Raw genomic sequence first — 20162 nt, forward strand, 5'->3', positions numbered from 1 at the left:
GAAAAACCTCCTCCCGGCCGCCGATGTAGTTTTGGAGCCGGAAGGAGGTTTATTATTTATTGCACCGCTCCGGGGGATGCAATCCGCAGATCGACGGAAACATCGAAGTCCGCGCGGGAAAATTCATCTCCCCATCGATCCTGAACTTCCTTGTAATGGGAATATTCATAGGCCCTTGCGTACAAGCCGAAGCCAACCGGATCAATTTTATGCTGCCGGCATTTGGCGAGCAGTTCCTCGATTTGGGCCTTCATCGGCTCCTCAAGCTTGTCGGCAAACTCTTTATGCTTTTTCCAGAGATCGTACTCAAAAAGCTTCTCGGTCACGACAATGACCGATTTTACTTTAATTTTGAAGCGGAACCTTCCATTTTCATAGGAAGGCCGGATCTTGACCGAATGAGCGCCCAGCGAAAAACTTACATATTCGGTATCGAAAAGACCCGTTTTGCTAACCCCGGGGAAAGGATAAGACAAGCTGACGCCGGCTCTGGCATCTCTTCTCAATAGTTGAAGCAAAGCCGTTTCCTGATAGTTAAGCGATGTCTCGTACCGCCCCTTTTGGGATAACAATGCCGTACCCTTTAGCATTATCTTTCCGTTTTTGATTTTAACCTCGGCTATGGCGGGAGTCATGGCCTTGTCATCCAACTGCCGGTGTAATTCCTGAAGCGTTGTTTTCACCGTTTCGGCCATTCTGGAGCTGGTATCGACGAGTCCTCTTAAAAAAAATCCGTCCATCGGCCGGTCCTTGGTCTTTGTGTAAATGTATTCGGAGACCGGCCCGTCCACGGCGATCATCCGGACCGTAGTCGTGTTGCGCGGATCACGAAAAAAGGCGTCCAGCATGATGAACCAGCCGTCATGCCGCAGCATTTCCTTACCGATCATAATAACCTGATAATTCCGTGACGCCACGGCTCCCGGGAGCTGCGCATCCAGCAGACTTCTCGACTCCCGCAACCCTCGCACGGCTCCTTCCGCCTCGCTGCTCTTCTTCTTGGCCTCCTTGCTGAACACAGGAGCGGAAACGTAAAAATGCAGCTTATCGTCCACAATGTCCAGACCGAGGCCCAGCGGCACGGTAGAGTCCTCCAGATTCAATTTATCGTTGCAGCCCGTGAGCAGGAGGAACAGCAGGCCGGCAACGCATGCGGCAACCTTCCTGATGGAATCGGTCATATCGGCTTCCTTCCTTTAATTCTTGTATATATGGCCAAATAGACAAGAAGACATACAGGCATGGCAAATTCCATGATAAATCCGATCAAGTTAAAATTACGGATTAAGCGGTAAGCATCCTGATAGCCGGACCTGTAGATGATAATGCTGATCCCGATCACGGCGCACCATACCGCCAAATGGCCGCGATCCGTCCCCTTTCCGAGCAGCCATTTGGAGCAGTAAGAAACGATATACATGGAAGGGATCCAGACACAGGAGAAGACAAACAGGTAGAAGGCAATAAAAGGTATCTCCACCCGCTCGATAAATTTAAATTCGACCGATTTCATGATACCGATCACCGGATTGTTATACTCCATGATCCCATCCGGGCTGTAGTACAAGTAACAAATAATCGTAATTCCCAAGTATACGGCACATGTAAAACTATTGGAAATAACGACAGCGGAAGCCGCCCTTTCTTTTTTGGTCAGATGGGGATATAGAAAAAAGGTTAGAGCGATGCCGAGCATCGGGGATACCATGGATCTCGCGGCGGAGAATACGGGCATCCACCCCTCCTTTAACACCGGCAGCAAATTAAGCCAATGGGCGTAGCGAAGCGTAATCAGATAGATGAACGGAATCCAGATCGAGAGCATGGCGACCATTTCACTGTAACGTCCGATAACCTGCAGACCGTGCTGTGCGATTTGAAATGTGGGCAGCATCATCAAAATAACAAGAATGTATATATACGTGGTCGGCAGAAGCCAAACCTTAATGATCAGCGCGGTGATCACATAGCCGTCGTAAGCCAAAGTAAAATAGTACGCCCCCAGCACGGCGGCGGCTATTTTGGCCGGCCATGCGCCCAAATAGCGCTTAAGCAGATCCAGAATAGTCCCGTCGGGATGGTACTTCATTACTTTAACGATAATTAGCGCGGCGACCGTAGCTATCGCCCAGCCGATCAGAATCGCAATCCACCCGTCCGTACCGGCTTGTGCAGCCAGCTCTCTGGGCAATGTCAAAAAGGCGACGCTGATCTGAAAAGTGGAGATCACCAGGATGAATTGAAGCGTTGTGATCGGTCGGTATGAGCGGTTTTTCATGATTTGTTTTTCTCCTTCCACCCCCGGCTTCTGCCCTGACTTTTCGTTTGCTGCGGACTTGTGCTGACCGGGCGCCTGTTCATCAGCCAAAGCGGCACCCGGAACAGCCCGTCTTTCCAGCCGCTGGGCCGGAACGGAGCATAAGGGATCGAGTAAGATTGATCCAGCGAATTTAACGCAATCAGCCTGCCGACCAACACCATCATTCCGATGACCAGTCCCACAAACCCGAACCAGGTGGCAAGGACCATCATGATGAAGCGCAAAATGCGAACCGCCGCCATCATGTCCACATTCGGAATAATAAAGGATGCGATCGCCGTAAACGCTACGACGATGACCATGACATTGCTGATCAGCCCCGCCTGCACGACGGCTTGACCAATAACTATACCGCCTACAATGCCGACGGTCTGGCCGACCGGAGCGGGCAGACGCACGCTCGCTTCCCTCAGCATTTCCAGCGTAACCTCCATTATGATCGCCTCCACAAACGGCGGGAACGGCACCTGTCCCCGCGATTCCCCGAGCGTCAACAGCAGCTTCATCGGAATGATTTCATAGTGATAGGAAAGGACCGAAATAAAGAAGCCGGGCAAAAATATCGCTACGAAAAAAGCAAACATGCGCAGGATTCTAAGAAAGCTCGAGATCGACCACCGCGAACTGTAATCATCCACGGTCTGAAAAAACGAAATGAAATTCACCGGGGCCACCAGCACGCTCGGCGAACCGTCGACGACGATTACATAACGTCCTTGCAAAATATGCGTGGCCGCAGAATCAGGCCGTTCCGTCGCGATCAATTGGGGAAACAACTCAAAGGGATGGTCTTCAATAAATTCCGCCAATTCCCCCGTATTGATTACCGCATCGATGTCTACCGCCTCAATCCGTTCCTTCAGTTTCTTCAGAATTTCCGGATTCGCCACATCCTCCAAATAAAGAACGGACACCCCGGTTTTGCCGCGCTCGCCTACGACAAACCGTTTCAGTTTAAGCTCTTTGTCGGGAATATACCGACGGATCATCGCGATGTTTTGAGCGCCGCTTTCGATAAAACCTTGATGGGCGCCTTTCGGGGACGGCTCCTGCTGCGGATCCTCGACAGCACGCTGCGGCAACCCTTTGGTGTCCAGCACAAACGCCTCGCTCCGCCCTTCGATAAACAGTACGCTGTTGCCGGTCATAATAGAGAGCTTGATATAAGCCCAATCGGTATGAGACTTTATATTGCCTACCGTTGTAATAAAGTCTTCGGACGGGCCTCCCGTTTCAAGCTGAAGCGGGGCAAGCACATCGCGGTGGAGCTGAGCTTTGTCGGTCATTCCGTCCATATAAACCAGCGCGGCTTGTTCCCCGGTCTGTTTGATGAACAGCTTGCGTACGATGAGATCGGGGGTTTCCGCGAAAATGACCTGAATGGAGTTCAAAGATTCCTCCAGGCTTGACGAAATATATCTGTCCACATCATGATTATCAACCGGTTGCCCCGACATTTTATCCCACTTCCTTATGCTCGCCGTTTGAATTTGTAACCTTTATGTTTTTCCATTTTATCCAGATATATGTACCCAGGCTTGACCACTAAAAACACAAAAAAACAACCCCGGTTCATAAACCGAACCAAGGCTGCCCGATATTTGATGCTCAATATATCCTATACATGCTGCTCCGATGGCTTCGCCGCCGCTGCTTCCCCCGCTTCGATGCGGTCGTTCGGCATCGCAAACACGACCAGGGCCGCCGCGGCCAAAGGAATCAGCGCCCACATAAAGGTATGGGCGATGGACGAAGCCATGGCATCCGTCACCTTATCCAAAATTTCCGGCGGAATCAGCGCCCGTTTATCCTGCGACAGAATCTCCCGGGTATCTCCGAAAGCCTGCCCTCCCTGACCCATGCCTTGAAACGCATTCGCCATATTGTCCGCCATCAGATTTCTTTGCACGATCCCGAAAATCGTAATGCCCAGCGTCATGCCGAGCGACCGCAGGAACGAGTTGGTCGAAGTCGCCGCGCCGCGCCGATGCATATCGAAAGGATGAACGGCCGCCATGCCGAGCACCGAGAAGGAAAACCCGACGCCAAAGCCGGTAATCACACTGTATACTGTCATCACCATCCGCGAGGAGTCCCCCGTCAACGTGCCGAGCAATATAATGCCGGACAGGAAGAACACGGCGGAAATCGCCATAATCGAGCGGTAAGACATCCGCGACGTCAAGATCCCGCCCGCCATACTGGTCACTACCGAGCCGATCATCATCGGCATCAGGATGACGCCGGAATTCGTGGCCGTTCCGCCGAATACGCCCTGCACAAAGATCGGGATGTATACAGTAGCCACGATAAATACGCTCCCGTAAAACAACGCCAAGAGACTGCTGGTCGCGTAAAGCCGGTTCCGGAACATATCGAACGAGATAATCGGCTCCTTCGCTCTTCGCTCCGCCAGGAGGAAGACCAGAAACAGGATGGCAAAGCCGGCGAACAGGCTGATGATTACCGTGGAGTTCCAAGCGTACTTCTCCCCGCCCAGCTCCAAGGCGAACATCAAACAAACGACGGCGCCGACCAGTGTGGCCGCCCCGCTCCAGTCGATTTGCTGCTTCTCGTGCGATAGCGATTCCTTGTAAAAGAAAATGATCAAGCACAGTGCCGCCAGACCGATCGGCACATTGATGTAAAACACCCAGTTCCAGCCGAGCGAATCGGTGATCGCCGCGCCGAGCAGCGGGCCGAAAATGCTGGAGGTCCCGAATACGGCGCCCAAAAGCCCGGTCATTTTCCCCCGCTTTTCCACCGGAAAAATATCAAAAATAATCGTAAACGCAATCGGCATCAGCGCCCCGCCGCCGATCCCCTGGATCGCCCGGAAAATGCTGAGCTGAACGATGCTCCCCGCCATGCCGCACAATACGGAGCCGATCAAGAACATGCAGACCCCGAACAGGAAAAACCGCTTCCGCCCGTACATATCGGACAATTTGCCGAAAATCGGCGTGCCGGCCATCACCGCCACCATATAAGCCGAAGTCACCCAAACGAACTGATTCATTCCTCCAAGCTCGGAAACGATAGTTCCCATCGCCGTAGTCACGATCGTATTATCCATCGACGACATCAGAATCCCGAGCATCAAGCCGACCAACACCAACTTTGTACGGTCCTTTTCCTCAGCAGCCATATAAGCGGCCTCCTCCAACCTGTTCGAAATTTGAATATGCTAATAATATTAGTGAAAAATGGAAAAAAGTAAACATCTTTTTAGAAAATGCTCCCCCGTCCGCTCCCGCTTATGCTAACATACTAAAAAGTACAATCTCGGAGGTTATAAAATTATGGCTCAAATCGAAGACTTTATGAAACTGGATTTAAGGGTCGGTACCGTCCTCGGGGCCGAGGCTTTCCCGGAAGCGCGCAAGCCGGCCATCAAGCTGCAAATCGATTTCGGGGAGCTCGGCGTCAAAGCCTCGAGCGCGCAAATCACCAAACGATACCGTCCGGAGGACTTGATCGGCCGCCAGGTGATCGCCGTGGTCAACTTCCCTCCCCGCCGGATCGCCGGCTTTGTATCCGAAGTGCTGGTCCTGGGCGGAGTGCCGGAAGAAGGCGATGTCGTGCTGCTGCGGCCGGACGCTTCGCTTCCCGACGGAACGCCGATCGCCTGATATCTTTTTCTTTTCGGAAAATAGTAGCTTATAATTAATGGAGAAGATAAGAAAGGAAGTATACACATGAATGAGCATTGGTCCGGATTGGAGCAAAGCATGATCGGGCAGGGAATCCAAACGCTGCTGATCACCGATCCCAAGCACGTCTACTATTTGACCGGTTTCTTAAGCAACCCGCACGAGCGGTTTCTCGGCGTCGTTTTTCAGCCCGGCGGCAAGCCGGTACTGGTTGTCCCCGCGCTGGATGAAGAAGCGGCACGCCAGGCAACGAACGGGATGGAGATCATTACCCACCTGGATACGGACAATCCTTATCTGTTGTTAAATCAAAGACTGCAAGGCTCCGTCGGAACGCTCGGATTGGAAAAGGAAAATCTTACGGTAGCCCGTTACGAGCAGTTGAAGGAGGCGCTCGGCTTCGTCCAATCCTATGATGTCGGCCCTTGGCTTCGCGACTTGCGCGTCCGTAAAACCGCCGCGGAAGTGGAGAAGATGTCCCATGCCGTGCATCTGATCGAGCAAGTGCTGGAAGCGGCGCTTAAACAAGTGAAGGAGGGCGTGTCGGAAAATGAGCTCGTCGCCGAAGTCGAGTACCAGATCCGGAAACTGGGCGCCGACGGGCCTTCCTTCGATTCGATGGTGCTTATCGGCGAGAAGACCGCGCTGCCGCACGGGGTTCCCGGCGACCGGAAGCTGCGCCGCGGCGATCTGCTGATGTTCGACATCGGCGTCTACGCCGCGGGATACGCTTCCGATATCACGCGGACTTTTGCCTTCGGAGAGCTGACCGAGGAACAGGTTCGCATCTATGAAACCGTCCTTGCGGCCAACGAAGCCGCCATCGCGGCCATTCGCCCGGGCGTAACCTTTGCTTCGATCGACAAGGCCGCCAGAGACGTAATCGAAGCGGCCGGATACGGGCCGTACTTCAACCATCGGCTCGGTCACGGGCTTGGCATCGATGTCCATGAATTCCCGTCGGTTCACGGTCAGAACGAATATCTGCTCGGCGAAGGCAACGTATTTACCGTGGAACCGGGCATTTATGTTCCCGGCGTCGGCGGGGTCCGGATTGAGGACGATTGCCTGGTGACCGATTCCGGGGTAAAGGTATTGACCTCTTTTCCCAAGCAGCTTACTTATTTGTAATGGTTTATTCGTCCATACAAAAACCTCCGGATCCGCGGGTATGCGGTCCGGAGGTTTTCGTTTGTTTAGGATACGGCTTTGCCGGGTTCGTCCTCTTCGTGGTGAAAATTGCGGGCGATATACAGAAACGGGGTTCCCGCCGCGGTCAACACAAATTTGAATATATAGGTCGTAAACAGAATCTCGAGCCAAACTTGAAAGCTGTATTCGCCTAAGAAAGCGATGGAGCAGAAGATCAGCGTGTCCACAAACGAGCTCACCATCGTGCTGCCGTTATTGCGAATCCATAGCTGATGCCGTTTCGGATAATATTTGCGAATCCAGGAATACAGCCGCACATCGAGAAACTGGCTGATAAAGTACGCCGTCAGACTGCCGAGCGCCAGGCGCGGCATCAGACCGAAGATCGTTTCCAGCGAGCCCTGCGCGATATCGGTTTCCTGCGGCCGGAACACAAGCGTCATCTGCATCAGCACCGTGGTCATGATCAGGGTGAAAAATCCGAACCAGACCGCCTTTTTCGCCTCCTGCCGTCCAAACTTCTCATTCAGCAGGTCGCTGGTCAGATATAAGCTGACATACATCGTATTGCCGAGCGTCATGACGATGCCGAACATCTCCACCGTCTTGACGACCTGGATATTGGCGACGACCGTCGCCACACCGATCCAGGCGTAGAGCCCCTTTTTCCCGAATAATTTATAGCAGAGCAAGAAGAACGTAAAATTGACGAGCACATAAAATATGCCCCACCCTATATTAAACATGCAAATTCCTCCTAGTTTTGATTACGCGGGATGGTTACGAACCGCGGCTGCAATCGTACATACAGCAAGTCCAAAGATACCATATCCACGGGCAAAAAGGCTATCCTTTTTTGAAGATGGTCAAAAATTCATGTTTTGATCACGAAACTCTTTCTGAAAATGAATAAAAAATGATAAATAGCATTTTCAAAATCCTTATTTTTCTATAAAATAGTTCTAATGTAACGGTGGTCAATAAGTCTGAAGACACCATACCGCACCATACTGTACAGAAAGAACTATAAAAAAATTTTTAAACAGGAGAAAATGGGGAGGATTTCCATGACAAAAACAAAACATTCGATTAACGGCAAGTTCATGCTCACCTTTGCCATCATCATCATTGTCTCTTCGCTGCTGTTCAGCACCAGCTTCTTTTTGGTTTCCATGGGAATCATCGAGAAGAACGTCCTTCCTCAATTCGACAAAGTGCTTCAGACGAGTTCCAAGGATATTTTCAAAAACCTGGACACCAGCCAAGCGCTCCAGCTTTTGAGCGGGAAAGAGAACTCGCGGTTTGCCGTGGAATCCTATCTGTCGGAGAAGGTCGAAGAATACCAATTGGACTCGGTCTACCTCATCGATCTGAAGGAGGAACAGGCTACCGTAATCGGAGTGAGCAAGGGATCCCCCATGAAGGTGGGCGACCGGCTTGAAGTCCAGGAAGCTATGAAAGCCGCCGAATCCAAAGGCAAAGCCAGTATCAGCGATTTGTATTCCGATCAATACGGTTCCCACAAAACCGGTTACATAGCCCTTCCGGGCAGCTCCGCCGTATTGGCCACTTCGATGAACGCTTCATTTATTGATGATATAAAATCGGACATCTACCTCATCTGCTCCGTCATCTTCTTATCCGTAATCGTCGTCGGCATGCTGGCCGCCTATTTGGTAAGCCGGCGAATCACGGGTCCGATCAAGAAGCTCGCCGCAGCCACGCAAAAGATGGCGCAGGGAGATTTCAGCGAAAGCATCGATTTCACTTCGAACGACGAGGTCGGGCTGCTCGCCGAAAGCTTCCGGAGCATGAACGGCCGGCTGAAGGAAATGATCGGCAAAGTGCTGGAAACTTCCCATTCGGTGGTGAGCGGTTCCGACCAGCTGCTTCAGTCCACAACGACATTCAAGAAGCTGATCGACCGCGCCGGAAATGCGACGCTGGAAATCGAGAAAGGCAGCGAAACGATCGCTTCGACCGCCGCGGAGAACGCCCGGGCGATGGAAGAGATCTCGCAAGGCATCCAGCATATCGCGGCCTCGTCCGCGGAAGTGTCGGAGAAGGTCGGACAGGCCTCGGGCGAGGCGAACTCCGGGAATGAGCTGGCCAAAACGGCCGTCGAGCAAATGCGGCTGGTGGAACAAGCGGCATCCAAGTCGCGGGATTCCATCTCCGTGCTGAATGAGAGATCGGAATCGATCGCCGCCGTCGTCGGCGTGATCATGGAAATCACGAAGCAGATCAATATATTGGCCCTTAACGCGGCCATTGAGGCGGCCCGCGCCGGGGAACACGGCAAAGGGTTCGCGGTCGTCGCCGAAGAAGTACGCAAGCTGGCCGAACAATCCAGAACCGCCATGGATCAGATCGGCGAGTACCTCCTGAGCATCCGGGAAGAGGCGAAAAATTCCGTGGAGGCTATGGAGCTCGTCAGCCAGGAGATCAAGTCCGGTACCGATCGGGTCAGCCAGGCCGGCATCGCGTTCGGGCAATTGACGGATTTGATCTTCAATATCAATATGACGATTCAATCCGTCTCCGCCTCTACCGAGGAAGTATCCGCCGGAACGGAGGAAGTGACCGCTTCCGTCGAAGAAGCCGCGAACATCACGGCAAGATCGCTGCATAACATCGAGAAGATCGCCAAATATTCCGGCCGGCAAATCGATGAGATGGAGGTTCACAACAGAACGGTGGAGGCGCTCAATGAGCAGGCCCGTTCCCTCCAGGAAGCGGTGGAAAAATTCAAAATTTAATAAAGAAGAAGCGCCCCTGTATTTAAAGGGGCGCTTTTTTCATGATGTTATATATCCTCGGTATATCCAGATGAGTTCTGACATGATCCGCCAGCTTGTTAAAAGCTTCTTCTTTCCGCGATTCCGCCGATAATTCGTTTTCCAAGGGAGGAAGTCCCTTATCCATACGCACGCGGTTCAGCCAGGCCCTCCGCCACTCGTTGTTTTGAAACAACCCGTGCAGATAAGTGCCGAACACGCGCCCGTCGGGCCGGGTGCAGCCTTCCGGCCGCTCGGCTCCCCCTTCTTCATGAATGCGGAACAGAGGAATGACCTCCGCCTCCAGGTCCGCTCCGGCTTCGGTTTTTCCGCAGGCCACCGTCCTGCCCGCGTGGATTTCATATCCGCGAATCGGATAACCGGTCTTGGAGCCGGGGATTAGCACGGACTGGCCCGCGGCTGTCGTCCCGCTGACACGGATCGTCGTTTTGCCGGGAATAAACGTCGTTTCAAGCGGCAGCCAGCCGAGGCCCTCCGCATGGCGCGGCGCCGGCGACTCCACGGCCTCCGGATCATGCATCTCCCGGCCCAGCATCTGATAGCCGCCGCAGATCCCGGCCAGCCGGGTATGGCTCCGCCGCTCCATCGCTTCGCGGATAGCTTCGTCCAGCCCTTGCCGCCTGACATACTCCAGATCGCCGATCGTATTTTTGGAGCCGGGCAGGATAATGATGTCCGGATCGCCGAGCTGCGACGGGTGCTGAATGTATCGCAGGGAAACGTCCGGCTCGGCGGCCAATATGTCGAAATCGGTGAAATTTGAGATCAGCGGATAGCGGATGACCGCGATGTCCAGGTCTTTCCCCGCCGCCATCCTGCTTTGAAATCCGTCCAAAGCCACCGAATCCTCCGCTTCGATGTTCAGGTCCGGCATATACGGCACCACGCCGAGCACGGGGATGCCCGTCCGCTGTTCCAGCCAGTCCAGGCCGGGCTTCAGCAGGGAGATATCCCCTCTGAATTTGTTGATAATGAATCCTTTGACCCGGGCCCGCTCTTCCGGTTCCAGCAGCTCCAAGGTCCCGACCAGAAACGCGAACACGCCGCCGCGGTCGATATCGCCCACCAGAATAACGGGGGCGTCCGCCCAACCGGCGAGATTCATATTGACGATATCGCGATGCTTCAAATTAATTTCCGCCGGACTGCCGGCCCCCTCCATCACGACGATATCGTGAGTTTGCCGCAGCCGTCCCAGCGCTTCCATCACGAGCGGCTTCGCCATGGGCAGGAACCCCTCGCGGTAGCCCGCGGCGCTGAGATCGCGATAAGGCTTGCCGTGAACGATGACCTGCGAATGCATCTCCCCGGTCGGCTTAAGCAGCACGGGGTTCATATCCGTGGTCGCGGCGATGCCGCAAGCCTCCGCTTGAATCCCCTGCGCCCTCCCGATCTCCTTGCCGTCGGGGGTAACGTATGAATTCAAGGCCATATTTTGCGATTTGAACGGGGCGGTCAAGTAACCATCTTGGGTAAAAATCCGGCATAACGCCGTCACCAGTATGCTCTTTCCCACGTCGGACGCCGTCCCCTGAACCATCAAGACCGCGCCCTGCGCTCCGTCCTCATGCTTTCGTTCCAATCTTGGTATTTCGTTCATTTAAACCCGCCTCCGTAGCGTCGTTCGTGTTCAGCCGCTCTCCACCCCGTTTGATCAGCAAAAAAAGAGGACCGCGAGCAGCAGCAGCAAAGCCTCCAGCCCTTCTATCAAGCACCCGTATACATCGCCGGTGAGGCCGCCCAGCCTCGAGCTGATTTTATTCGCGACCAGTGTTCCCACGGCCAGTGCGAGCAGCGGCGCCGCGATATAGAATCCGGCTGTCGGCAGCAGGGCTGTCCCGCCGCCGGTCAGCGCCACGGCGGCGCCCGAACTCGCCGCCGTCAGCAGCAGGGCCATAGCCGCCCCGATCGCCACATCCTTGGCGCCGAGGCCGCGAAACAGCCCGGCCAGCCCTCCCCCGTCCCTGGCGACCGGCCACCGCTTCATGGCCAAAGCCATGAACCAGCGGCTCCACACCGGGGCCGTCAGGATCGCAGCTGCCGCAGGAAAACCGCCGGCGGAGAGCAGCGAGGCGAGCAGCGACATTTTCAGCAGCAGCAACAACACGCAGGCCAGCACGCCCATCGCGCCGACGCGGCTGTCCTTCATGATCTCCAGCATCCGCTCGCGGTCACGGTAGCTGAGCAAAGCGTCGGCGGAATCCATCCAGCCGTCCAAATGCAAGCCTCCGGTCAGCCACACCCAGAGGATCAGCGCCACCACGGCCGCAGGCAAGGGCGGAAGCAACCAGGCCGCAAGCAGGCCTGCGACCAGAACCGCAAGCCCGATCGCCGCCCCGACGAGCGGATAATATTTAACGCTCCGGCGCAACGGCTCCGGCGAGAAATCCAGTTCGGCCTTCACCGGAAACCGCGACAGAAATTGAAAAGCGGCCAAAACCGGCCGTCCTTTGTCCTTCATAGCTTGTACTCCCTGCTCTTGAGTTCGATGGCAATTCCGGCAGTGACGAGAAATACCTGATCCGATACGGCGGCTATTTTCCGGTTCAATATTCCGGCCCAATCCCGGTATCGCCGGCCGAGCGGATATTCCGGCACAATTCCGCTGCCGACCTCGTTCGTCACCAGCACCAGCCTTCCCGGGTAAGAAGCGACAGCCGTAACGAGCCGCTCCACTTCCAGCGCGACCGCTTCTTCTTCGGCCGCAGCATCCCCCTCCGCTCCCGCCGCCAGCAGCACATTCGACAGCCATAGGGTAAGGCAGTCGACCAACACGACCGGAGCCAGGCCTTTTTCGGGTCCGCTCCGGTCAGGGAGAGCAGCCCCGCCCAGTCTTCCCGGGCTCTCACCGGCCAGCAGAGCCGCCAGCTCCAGCGGCTCCTCGACCGTGGTCCACGGGAACCCGCTTTCCTCGCGCTGAAGGCGGTGAAGCCCGATGCGGCGGCGCATCTCATCATCAAAGGCCTGGGCCGTTGCTATGTACAGCCCGGAGGCCGCATGCTTCATGCACCATTTCTCGGCAAAGGCGCTTTTGCCGCTGCGGGCTCCTCCGGTCACCATTACGATCATGAATGTGCCTTTCCGGCCGGCTTCGTCCCATCCGTCCCCGAAGAGACGCCGGCACTCTCGAAGGTGGCCATTTCCGCCATGATCCGGCAGGCCGCGTCGATCAGATGCAAAGCGAGCACGCCTCCCGTTCCTTCGCCCAGCCGCATGTCCAGATAGAGCATCGGCTCCAGGCCCAGCTCCTTGAGCAGGTACACATGCCCTTGCTCCTGCGACACGTGGGAGGCGATCATATAGTGGATGCTGTCCGGCGCGATGCGCACGGCCGCCAGCGCCGCCGCACCGGAGATAAACCCGTCCAGAATCACCGGACAGCGGTTTGCGGCGGCGCCCAGAATTACCCCGGTAAGCCCGGCGATTTCCAGCCCGCCTACCTTGGCGAGCACATCCACCGCGTCCGAGGCGTCCGGGCGGTTCGTTTCCAGCGCCCGTTCCACGATCAGCACCTTTTGGCGGAGCCGCTCGTCGTTGATGCCGGTTCCCCGGCCTACGGTTTCCAGTGACGAAATGCCGGTCAAAGCGCTCATGATCGCGGCGCTGGCCGTCGTGTTTCCGATACCCATCTCGCCGGTGACAAAGCATTTGATCCCCCGGGCGACCGCTTCCTCCACAACCTCGATCCCCGCCAGAATGGCCGCCTCGGCTTCTTCCCGGCTCATGGCGGGACCTTTGGCCATATTGGCCGTGCCGTAGCGGACCTTCCGCGAGATCAGGCCGGGATGACGAAGCTCGGCGTTCACGCCCACATCGACGCACATGACTTCCGCGCCCGCCTGGCGCGAAAGAACATTGACCGCCGCGCCGCCGGAGAGAAAATTGTGCACCATTTGCGGCGTAACCTCCGCCGGAAACGCGCTGATCCCTTCTTCGCATACGCCGTGATCCGCGGCCATGACGACGACGCCCCGTCCCGGGAAGGACGGTTTAATCTCGCCGGTAATCCCCGCCAGCTTCACCGCCAGCGTTTCCAGCTTGCCCAAGCTTCCCGGCGGCTTGGTCAGGCTGTCCAGATAGGCTGCCGCCGCTTTGGAGGCGGTCTTGTCCGGCCCTTGCACCTGTGCGGCGATGTCCATAATCGATCGGCTCATTTTTTCGAATTCTCCTCTCTTAAAATAAACTATCAATCACGTTTACCCCGGTTGTATAACTCTCATTCTACCATTCCCGATATCTTTTCTAAAACGGTACCCGGAGTATTCGGAGCTAGCGTTCGGTCCATGCCGGTCCCTATTGTCTTTTGCAGCAGAATCTGCGGCCCCCCTGTGTCGGGATGGACAACGCTATAGGATTTGACATCGAATACCGCCTCCACGGTTTCCGGCAGCAGAATTTCGGCTGGGGTGCCGAGTCCGGCCACTTCTCCCCCGTGTAGAACCAGCAGATGGTCGCAGTACAGCGAAGCGAGATTCAGATCGTGCATGACGGCGATCACCGTTAAGCCTTCGTCCCGCTGCCAGCCCGCGACCAGCTCCATAAATTGCATCTGGTAGCGGATATCGAGGTAGGTCGTCGGCTCATCCAGCAGGACGATCTCCGGCTGCTGAGCCATTACTTTCCCTAGGGCGGCGCGCTGCCGCTGTCCGCCACTGAGACTGGCGAGCGGACGGTCCGCCAAACCGTCAAGCTCCAGCCTGTCCATAATCTCTTGCATCAGCTTCTCCGCGCTATCGCCGGTTTCTCTGCCAAGCCAATCCTGAAACGGGAAGCGGCCCATCTCGATAATTTCCCGGACGGTAAAATCAACCTGCGGCAACCCGTCCTGCTGTAGCACGGCCAGCTTCCGCGATAATTCCTTGCGCCCGTACGAGACGAGAGGACGTCCGGAAAGCGCGATCTCTCCGGAATCGGGGGCTTCGATTCCGGAAATGAGGCTAAGCAGCGTGCTTTTCCCGCTGCCGTTCGGGCCGATGATGCCCCAGAACTCGCCGGGTTCGACCTTCCAGTTGATCCCGCGCAGCGCCTGCAGGCGGCCGTACGATTTGGCGGCATCCTTCACCTCGATCATCGCATTTCCCTCTCCCTCGATTTTTTCTTTCTATATAACAAGTAGGCAAAAAACGGCGCGCCGACGAACGCCGTAACCACCCCGAGCGGAATTTCCGTCGGAGCGAGCAGCGAGCGGGCCGCAAGGTCGCTCCACATCATAAAAATACCGCCGCCAATTGCGGAAAGCGGAATAATAAGCCGGTAATCCGGCCCCGTAATCAGCCGGATGATGTGGGGGACAACAAGGCCGACAAACCCGATCACTCCGGACACGGACACCGCGGCCGCCGTCATCAGCGTAGCCACGAGTAAAACAATCAGCTTGGTCCATTCCACATTGAGCCCGGAATGCGCCGCCTCGCGCTCACCCAAGGCGAGCAGGTTCAGCGAACGCGCCCGGCCCCACAGAAACAATCCACCCAGGGCCAGATATGGAAGCAGGATGGCCGTATACGACCATCCGCGGAGACTGAGACTTCCCATTGTCCAATATAATATTTCGTTCACCGTTCTTTTCGACATCGTTGTGAGAAAGGAGACGATCGATCCGAGGAAGGACTGCATCACGACGCCCGACAAAATCAGGCTTTCGATCGGAATTTTGCCGTTCTCCCTGGCTAGCCGCATCACGACCCACAATGTGGCCGCACCTGTAAGAAAAGCGACCATCGGCAGAGTGAACACCCCTGCAAGAGAAAACTGCCAGCCGAAAAAGATCAGCACGGCCGCGCCCACCGCCGAACCCGAGGATACCCCCAGGGTGAACGGGTCGGCCAGCGGATTGCGCAGCACCCCTTGAAATGCGGCGCCCGCGACCGCGAGCGAAGCGCCGACGAGCAGGCCGAGCAGCACCCGGGGCAGGCGAACCTGCATGACGATTTGCTCGGACGAGCTCGGCCAATAAGGTTGTATCCATTCTCCGAGCCCGGGGATCCGGTGCAGCAAAATGGCGGTGATCTCGCCGATCGGCAGAGGAACGGAACCGACCCCGATGCAAATCAGCAGCGTCAAAATTAGCAGGCCTAGGCCGACCGTTCCGTACCCCGCCAATTTGGTTCTCATGGCTGCATCAGTTCCGGATAGATCGCTTTCGCCACTTCAATCAGCCCTTGGGTCACGCGCGGGCCCGGACGGCTGAGCAAATTGTCGTCGAGCGCAATGATCCGGTCTTCCTTGACCGCCGTAATTTGGTCCCAGCCGCCGCGGCCTTTGATAATTTCCGCCAGCGTCCGGTTGTTCTCGTCGATGACGCTCTTGGCGTACAAGATGACGTCGGGATTCGCCTGGATGATATTCTCTTCATTGATTTCGCTCCAGCCCGTAATATCGGAGGCCACGTTCACGCCGCCGGCCAAGGTGATCATCTCGTCCATGAACTCGCCTTTACCGACCGTCCAGCCCGGCGAAAACTCGATGTATACTTTTTTCTTTTGATCGTCGGATAAATTTTTCACGGCGTCGGTCACTTGCGCGAGCTCGGCCTTCATTTGCTCGGTAACCTGGAGCGCTTCCTGCTGGTGATCGGTGATTTCGCCGACCGCCCGGATATTCTCCATCACCTGTTCCACTGTTTTGGAATTGGAACGGTACACTTTGAGACCGAGATCGGTCAGGCTTTTTACCGTCTCTTCGCCGACCAGATTGCCCGCGAGCACAAGGTCCGGCTGGGCCGCAACGACCGCCTCCACATTGACCTGGAATCCGCCCATGCGCGGCTTGTCTTTGACCGTTTCCGGATAATCGTCGTTATCGGAGACCCCGACAACTTGTTCATCCAGCCCCAGAGCGAACAGCCCTTCCGTCTCCGACGGCGCCAGCGAGACAATCCGCTGCGGTGCGGATTCGAAAGTGAACTCCGTGCCGAAAGCGTCCTTTACCGTAAGCGGATATGCAGTGCGCAGTTCCCCTTGCTCCGGGTCGGCGGCATTACCCGCTTGCTGTTGTTCCTGTCCGGCCTGAGTCACGTTATTGCCGGTGTTTGCGGACGAATTTCCGTTATTGGAGCCGCAGCCGGCCATGATAAACAGCATCAGCGCCAGCAGCCAGATTCCCAAAAGCTTAGTATATTTCTTCATTGCTCTCTCCCCTTCGCTTTCTAGTTCTCAAAGAAATGCCTGAGCCGAAGCGAACCCCCGCTTCCGGTCAATTCCCCCACAAGGGAAGATCGGAACAAAAGAAAAACCCATCCTGTGTCGGATGGGTTACGTCTACAAAGTTATAACGGAAACCGGCCTAGAGTTTCATACCGGGAACACAGCTTCCGAATCTATGCAGAGCGTTATCCTTTCCTCGAAGGACCGTCTATTACTTCCCGTGGGCAGGTCTCCTGACTATCAGGTTGGCGACGAAAGCCCGCCTTCCCATCATGCTGTGGCGCATGACAGTGGCATAACTTCTAGCTTCGTCCCTGAATACAGTGGCGGGACCGTGCCGGATTCGCACCGGCTTCCCTTTTAACCCGAAGCTGCTTGCCGCAAGCTTCAGGACCAACGGGTGCTTTCTATTCGCTTGAATCAGAGCTTTTCTTTCTCTATTGGATTATAGGGGAAAAGCTTAAATCTTACAATATAACCGGCCGGGATTCTAGTAATAGATATCCATCTCCGTCTCCTGCCCGCTTAGTACTGCTCCAGGGACAAGTCCGCCCCGAGCACACCGACCACGGCGCCGTCTTTAACGATCGGCACGGACAAGGTGATGCAGCGACGCTTCGTGATGGCGGAGACATACACTTCCGAGACTACCGTCTCCCCGTTTACAGCCTTGCGAAACCACTCGCGGCCCTTGGCATTGAGCAGCCCCGCCTCCGGAATCGAGACGACGAAAGAACCGTCCGCCCGGTTGCTCCAGGCCGCTTCCAGCCCGGCTTCGCTTGCGAGCAATTGCTCCAGAGCTTCGCGATGTTCCGGCTCGCGCATCGCGACGATCGCTTCGCTTTCCGCCTGCTCCCGCAGCTTTCGCGCATAGGCGAGTCCCAGCTCTTGAGCCGCAGACTCCCGCTTCGCTTCTTCATCCCCGGAATTCGCGTTACTCCGCACATGATCCAGGGATGAAATCAGTTCGGCCTGGGCCCTGTGGAGTCCGCCGGACACCGTTTGCAGCTTGGAGATATGAACCCGCTGCGATTCCATACGGGACAAGGCGCCTTCCACATGGACAATGCTGCGGCTCAGCGCCGCATGGACTTCCCTCATCATGAGCTCCATATTCCGCGTCATTTCCGACTGCTCCCGGCTGCGGCGCCCCGTCTCGCCGACCAGCTCATTGACCTCGGCGACCTCCTCGGAAATGTAACGGATATCGCCGCCCATCGATTTAAGCAGCTCAATTCCGTCCATCGCCGATTTTTTGCCGTCATTCAGCGTTTCCTTGACCCTTTCCACTTCGCTCATGATCTGCCGGAACAGCGGTGCCGAGCTGCCGATCGCCTTGCTGCTCTGCTGCGCGAGTTGACGCATCCGGCCGGCTACGACGTCGAAGCCTTTGCCCTGCTCGCCCAGCCTGGCCGCCTCGATGGAAGCGTTCAAGGCAAGCAGCGATACTTCGCCGGAGATGCCTTCCAGCTCGCGATATAAATTTCCGAGCTGCCGGGTGTTGTGCTCCAAATCGCTCATCGGACCGATGATGGATTGTTGGGATTCCGCCAGCGAGCGAATCGTCCCGTCCGCGGCGGCCAGCGCCTCCGTGATCCGCGACGCCTCGGCCAGCGTCCTCCCGCTCCGGTTATGGAGCTGGTCCGCGGCCTCTTGAATTCGCAGTGCGGAGGAGGCGACCTCCTGCATGGCGGCCAGGCTTTCCTGCACCTGCTCCAGCGAACGTTCGCTGCTGGATTTAAGCTTCATATCTTCAACCGAGGAAATATCGGACAAACGCTGGAGCTGTTCGATACTCTCGTTGACCTCGCCGACCGCGGCCTTCAGTCTGTCGGATGCGACCAGCGATTCATTGACCATCGCCATCCAGTCGCTCTCGCTGCGTCCCGCCGCACCGGGATCGATCGGAAGCAAGCGCATCGAAGCGCCGGATGCTCGCTTGCCTTCCCTCTTCAACTTAGGAAGGATTAAAGAAAGCGCTGCGTTCATAGTAAGTATGCGATCATGTTTTCCCATTCCGCGGAGTTGATTCATTCTTCCCCCACTCCTCTTATGTAAGTTTACCTTACATTATAGAATAGGACTTGAGACTTAAAAAGAGCTTATTTGCAAAAATAAAACAAAATTCAGCAATTTCTCACAGATAACAACCAATACATTACACATTATGTTATGTATTGAGGTAAATTCATTATTTATTTCTAACTTCTGCAGACCCAAATGTTCCGGACAAAAGAATCCTTTGCCGCTTGTCCGTAATCTAAAATTTGAAAACCTTCGGCCAATAAATCGCTCTCTAGCGCTTCGGTGGAAACAATGACGGAAGTCTCGCTGAACCTGCGCAGACTCGCCAGCATTGCCCGCTTCTCTTCCCCCGGGAGCACCGAGCATAAATTATACGGCATGTCGAGAATGGCCGCATCAAAGTGTCCCGTCACCCGGTTCATATCTCCGATCGACACCAAACCGGGGTTCTCATAGCCAAAATGCGCCAAATTGGCTCGCGCTCCCCGCACGGCCAGCGGATTTAAATCCATCCCGACGATATCGATGTCCATAGACAGCGCTTCGATCATCACATTGCCCATCCCGCAGCAGGGATCGATCGCCTTAATGCCCTTCGGGTTGGGGACGGCGATATTCACGAGGGCGCGAGCGGTGGCAACGGGCAAGCCGGTGGAATAATTTTGCGGCTTGTGTATGCGCTGCCGCCAGGCATGATCTGCCGGAACGCAAAGGCCGAGCATCCAGCCCCGTTCATGCGAGAGGAGCCCGAACGTCATATCGGGACAGCGCATGTCGGCGGTTCCCCGAATGTTCGCGCCCACCAACCGTTCCAGTTGACGCTGCTCCTCGTAACTCCGCTTTAGTCCATTTTTGAGATACAGCACCTTAAAAGTGCTTCCTTCCAGCATTAACCCGGCCGCTTGAGCAACGAGACCTTCCAGCGTAGGCGATGAGAACAGCACGTCCATCCGCATGGAAATAAACGGGCTCCGGTCCGGCTCGATCATTAACGGACTTTCGATATAAGCCAGTGAACCGGGTTCCCGCCCAAAGAGAGCGCGAAGCTCCATCTCACACAGCTCCCGCT

17 protein-coding genes and 1 riboswitch are annotated in these 20162 nt (G+C 55.8%); of the genes, 3 read left to right on the forward strand and 14 right to left on the reverse strand.

The genetic code is table 11. From position 1 onward, the window contains the following. Positions 1 to 56 precede the first annotated feature (56 nt). The 4 genes from V3851_RS14280 to V3851_RS14295 form a co-directional block, all read right to left on the reverse strand. Positions 57 to 1181 carry a Ger(x)C family spore germination protein gene (locus V3851_RS14280; protein ID WP_331847227.1) on the reverse strand — a complete coding sequence of 375 codons (1125 nt, stop codon included), beginning with the start codon at positions 1179 to 1181 and terminating at the stop codon, positions 57 to 59. Further along, on the reverse strand, positions 1178 to 2278 hold the full coding sequence (locus tag V3851_RS14285) for a GerAB/ArcD/ProY family transporter (protein WP_331847228.1): 1101 nt from the start codon (positions 2276 to 2278) through the stop codon (positions 1178 to 1180). Before V3851_RS14285 ends, V3851_RS14280 begins: the two co-directional genes overlap by 4 nt. Continuing rightward, on the reverse strand, positions 2275 to 3777 hold the full coding sequence (locus tag V3851_RS14290; RefSeq protein WP_331847229.1) for a spore germination protein: 1503 nt from the start codon (positions 3775 to 3777) through the stop codon (positions 2275 to 2277). The genes V3851_RS14285 and V3851_RS14290 overlap by 4 nt, the downstream gene beginning before the upstream one ends. Before the next feature lie 161 nt (positions 3778 to 3938). Next, positions 3939 to 5468: an MDR family MFS transporter gene (locus V3851_RS14295; RefSeq protein ID WP_331847230.1), complete on the reverse strand. Its 1530-nt coding sequence runs from the start codon at positions 5466 to 5468 to the stop codon at positions 3939 to 3941. Between the two features lie 154 nt (positions 5469 to 5622). Between V3851_RS14295 and csaA the strand changes: the two genes are divergently transcribed. After that, positions 5623 to 5952, forward strand: a complete 330-nt coding sequence (csaA, locus tag V3851_RS14300; RefSeq protein WP_331847231.1) for a chaperone CsaA — start codon at positions 5623 to 5625, stop codon at positions 5950 to 5952. A 66-nt stretch (positions 5953 to 6018) separates the two neighbouring features. Next, the gene (locus tag V3851_RS14305; RefSeq protein ID WP_331847232.1) at positions 6019 to 7104 is read left to right on the forward strand and encodes a M24 family metallopeptidase; all 1086 of its coding nucleotides are present in this window, start codon (positions 6019 to 6021) and stop codon (positions 7102 to 7104) included. Between the two features lie 65 nt (positions 7105 to 7169). Here V3851_RS14305 and V3851_RS14310 read toward each other — a convergent pair whose 3' ends face one another. Next, positions 7170 to 7871 carry a queuosine precursor transporter gene (locus V3851_RS14310; protein ID WP_331847233.1) on the reverse strand — a complete coding sequence of 234 codons (702 nt, stop codon included), beginning with the start codon at positions 7869 to 7871 and terminating at the stop codon, positions 7170 to 7172. A gap of 321 nt (positions 7872 to 8192) precedes the next feature. Here V3851_RS14310 and V3851_RS14315 point away from each other — a divergent pair, with 321 nt between their 5' ends. Further along, entirely contained in the window at positions 8193 to 9884 is a 1692-nt protein-coding gene (locus V3851_RS14315) for a methyl-accepting chemotaxis protein (RefSeq protein ID WP_331847234.1), read from the forward strand. Positions 9885 to 9906: 22 nt separating this feature from the next. Here V3851_RS14315 and V3851_RS14320 read toward each other — a convergent pair whose 3' ends face one another. The 9 genes from V3851_RS14320 to V3851_RS14360 all read right to left on the reverse strand — a co-directional run bounded on the left by V3851_RS14320 (position 9907) and on the right by V3851_RS14360 (position 20145). Then, entirely contained in the window at positions 9907 to 11523 is a 1617-nt protein-coding gene (locus V3851_RS14320; protein WP_331847235.1) for a cobyric acid synthase, read from the reverse strand. A gap of 54 nt (positions 11524 to 11577) precedes the next feature. Continuing rightward, positions 11578 to 12384, reverse strand: a complete 807-nt coding sequence (cobS, locus tag V3851_RS14325; protein WP_331847236.1) for an adenosylcobinamide-GDP ribazoletransferase — start codon at positions 12382 to 12384, stop codon at positions 11578 to 11580. Continuing rightward, positions 12381 to 12992 (reverse strand): bifunctional adenosylcobinamide kinase/adenosylcobinamide-phosphate guanylyltransferase, encoded by a 612-nt coding sequence (locus V3851_RS14330; RefSeq protein ID WP_331847237.1) that lies wholly within the window; start codon positions 12990 to 12992, stop codon positions 12381 to 12383. Before V3851_RS14330 ends, cobS begins: the two co-directional genes overlap by 4 nt. Continuing rightward, on the reverse strand, positions 12989 to 14077 hold the full coding sequence (gene cobT / locus V3851_RS14335) for a nicotinate-nucleotide--dimethylbenzimidazole phosphoribosyltransferase (RefSeq protein ID WP_331847238.1): 1089 nt from the start codon (positions 14075 to 14077) through the stop codon (positions 12989 to 12991). Before cobT ends, V3851_RS14330 begins: the two co-directional genes overlap by 4 nt. A 62-nt stretch (positions 14078 to 14139) precedes the next feature. Next, a complete protein-coding gene (locus V3851_RS14340) occupies positions 14140 to 14994 on the reverse strand; it encodes an ABC transporter ATP-binding protein (RefSeq protein ID WP_331847239.1) in 855 nt (284 codons plus the stop codon). After that, positions 14991 to 16037, reverse strand: a complete 1047-nt coding sequence (locus V3851_RS14345; RefSeq protein ID WP_331847240.1) for a FecCD family ABC transporter permease — start codon at positions 16035 to 16037, stop codon at positions 14991 to 14993. Before V3851_RS14345 ends, V3851_RS14340 begins: the two co-directional genes overlap by 4 nt. After that, a complete protein-coding gene (locus V3851_RS14350; protein ID WP_331847241.1) occupies positions 16034 to 17050 on the reverse strand; it encodes an ABC transporter substrate-binding protein in 1017 nt (338 codons plus the stop codon). Before V3851_RS14350 ends, V3851_RS14345 begins: the two co-directional genes overlap by 4 nt. Before the next feature lie 224 nt (positions 17051 to 17274). Then, positions 17275 to 17481, reverse strand: a riboswitch (cobalamin riboswitch). 112 nt (positions 17482 to 17593) lie between these two features. Beyond that, on the reverse strand, positions 17594 to 19102 hold the full coding sequence (locus tag V3851_RS14355) for a methyl-accepting chemotaxis protein (protein WP_331847242.1): 1509 nt from the start codon (positions 19100 to 19102) through the stop codon (positions 17594 to 17596). A gap of 167 nt (positions 19103 to 19269) precedes the next feature. Continuing rightward, positions 19270 to 20145, reverse strand: coding sequence for a TRM11 family SAM-dependent methyltransferase (locus V3851_RS14360; protein WP_331847243.1), 876 nt, complete (start codon positions 20143 to 20145; stop codon positions 19270 to 19272). Positions 20146 to 20162 lie beyond the last annotated feature (17 nt).

It is taken from the genome of Paenibacillus haidiansis (assembly GCF_036553665.1).
In the GTDB taxonomy this organism is placed as follows: Bacteria; Bacillota; Bacilli; order Paenibacillales; family Paenibacillaceae; genus Fontibacillus; species Fontibacillus haidiansis.

Coding starts and splice junctions, on each gene's coding strand:
- V3851_RS14305 (WP_331847232.1), top strand. CDS start 6,019: ATGAATGAGCATTGGTCCGGATTGGAGCAAAGCATGATCGGGCAGGGA.
- csaA (WP_331847231.1), top strand. CDS start 5,623: ATGGCTCAAATCGAAGACTTTATGAAACTGGATTTAAGGGTCGGTACC.
- V3851_RS14340 (WP_331847239.1), bottom strand. CDS start 14,994: ATGATCGAGGTGAAGGATGCCGCCAAATCGTACGGCCGCCTGCAGGCG.
- V3851_RS14355 (WP_331847242.1), bottom strand. CDS start 19,102: ATGAATCAACTCCGCGGAATGGGAAAACATGATCGCATACTTACTATG.
- V3851_RS14290 (WP_331847229.1), bottom strand. CDS start 3,777: ATGTCGGGGCAACCGGTTGATAATCATGATGTGGACAGATATATTTCG.
- V3851_RS14295 (WP_331847230.1), bottom strand. CDS start 5,468: ATGGCTGCTGAGGAAAAGGACCGTACAAAGTTGGTGTTGGTCGGCTTG.
- V3851_RS14330 (WP_331847237.1), bottom strand. CDS start 12,992: ATGATCGTAATGGTGACCGGAGGAGCCCGCAGCGGCAAAAGCGCCTTT.
- cobT (WP_331847238.1), bottom strand. CDS start 14,077: ATGAGCCGATCGATTATGGACATCGCCGCACAGGTGCAAGGGCCGGAC.
- V3851_RS14320 (WP_331847235.1), bottom strand. CDS start 11,523: ATGAACGAAATACCAAGATTGGAACGAAAGCATGAGGACGGAGCGCAG.
- cobS (WP_331847236.1), bottom strand. CDS start 12,384: ATGAAGGACAAAGGACGGCCGGTTTTGGCCGCTTTTCAATTTCTGTCG.
- V3851_RS14345 (WP_331847240.1), bottom strand. CDS start 16,037: ATGAGAACCAAATTGGCGGGGTACGGAACGGTCGGCCTAGGCCTGCTA.
- V3851_RS14315 (WP_331847234.1), top strand. CDS start 8,193: ATGACAAAAACAAAACATTCGATTAACGGCAAGTTCATGCTCACCTTT.
- V3851_RS14360 (WP_331847243.1), bottom strand. CDS start 20,145: ATGGAGCTTCGCGCTCTCTTTGGGCGGGAACCCGGTTCACTGGCTTAT.
- V3851_RS14310 (WP_331847233.1), bottom strand. CDS start 7,871: ATGTTTAATATAGGGTGGGGCATATTTTATGTGCTCGTCAATTTTACG.
- V3851_RS14285 (WP_331847228.1), bottom strand. CDS start 2,278: ATGAAAAACCGCTCATACCGACCGATCACAACGCTTCAATTCATCCTG.
- V3851_RS14350 (WP_331847241.1), bottom strand. CDS start 17,050: ATGAAGAAATATACTAAGCTTTTGGGAATCTGGCTGCTGGCGCTGATG.
- V3851_RS14280 (WP_331847227.1), bottom strand. CDS start 1,181: ATGACCGATTCCATCAGGAAGGTTGCCGCATGCGTTGCCGGCCTGCTG.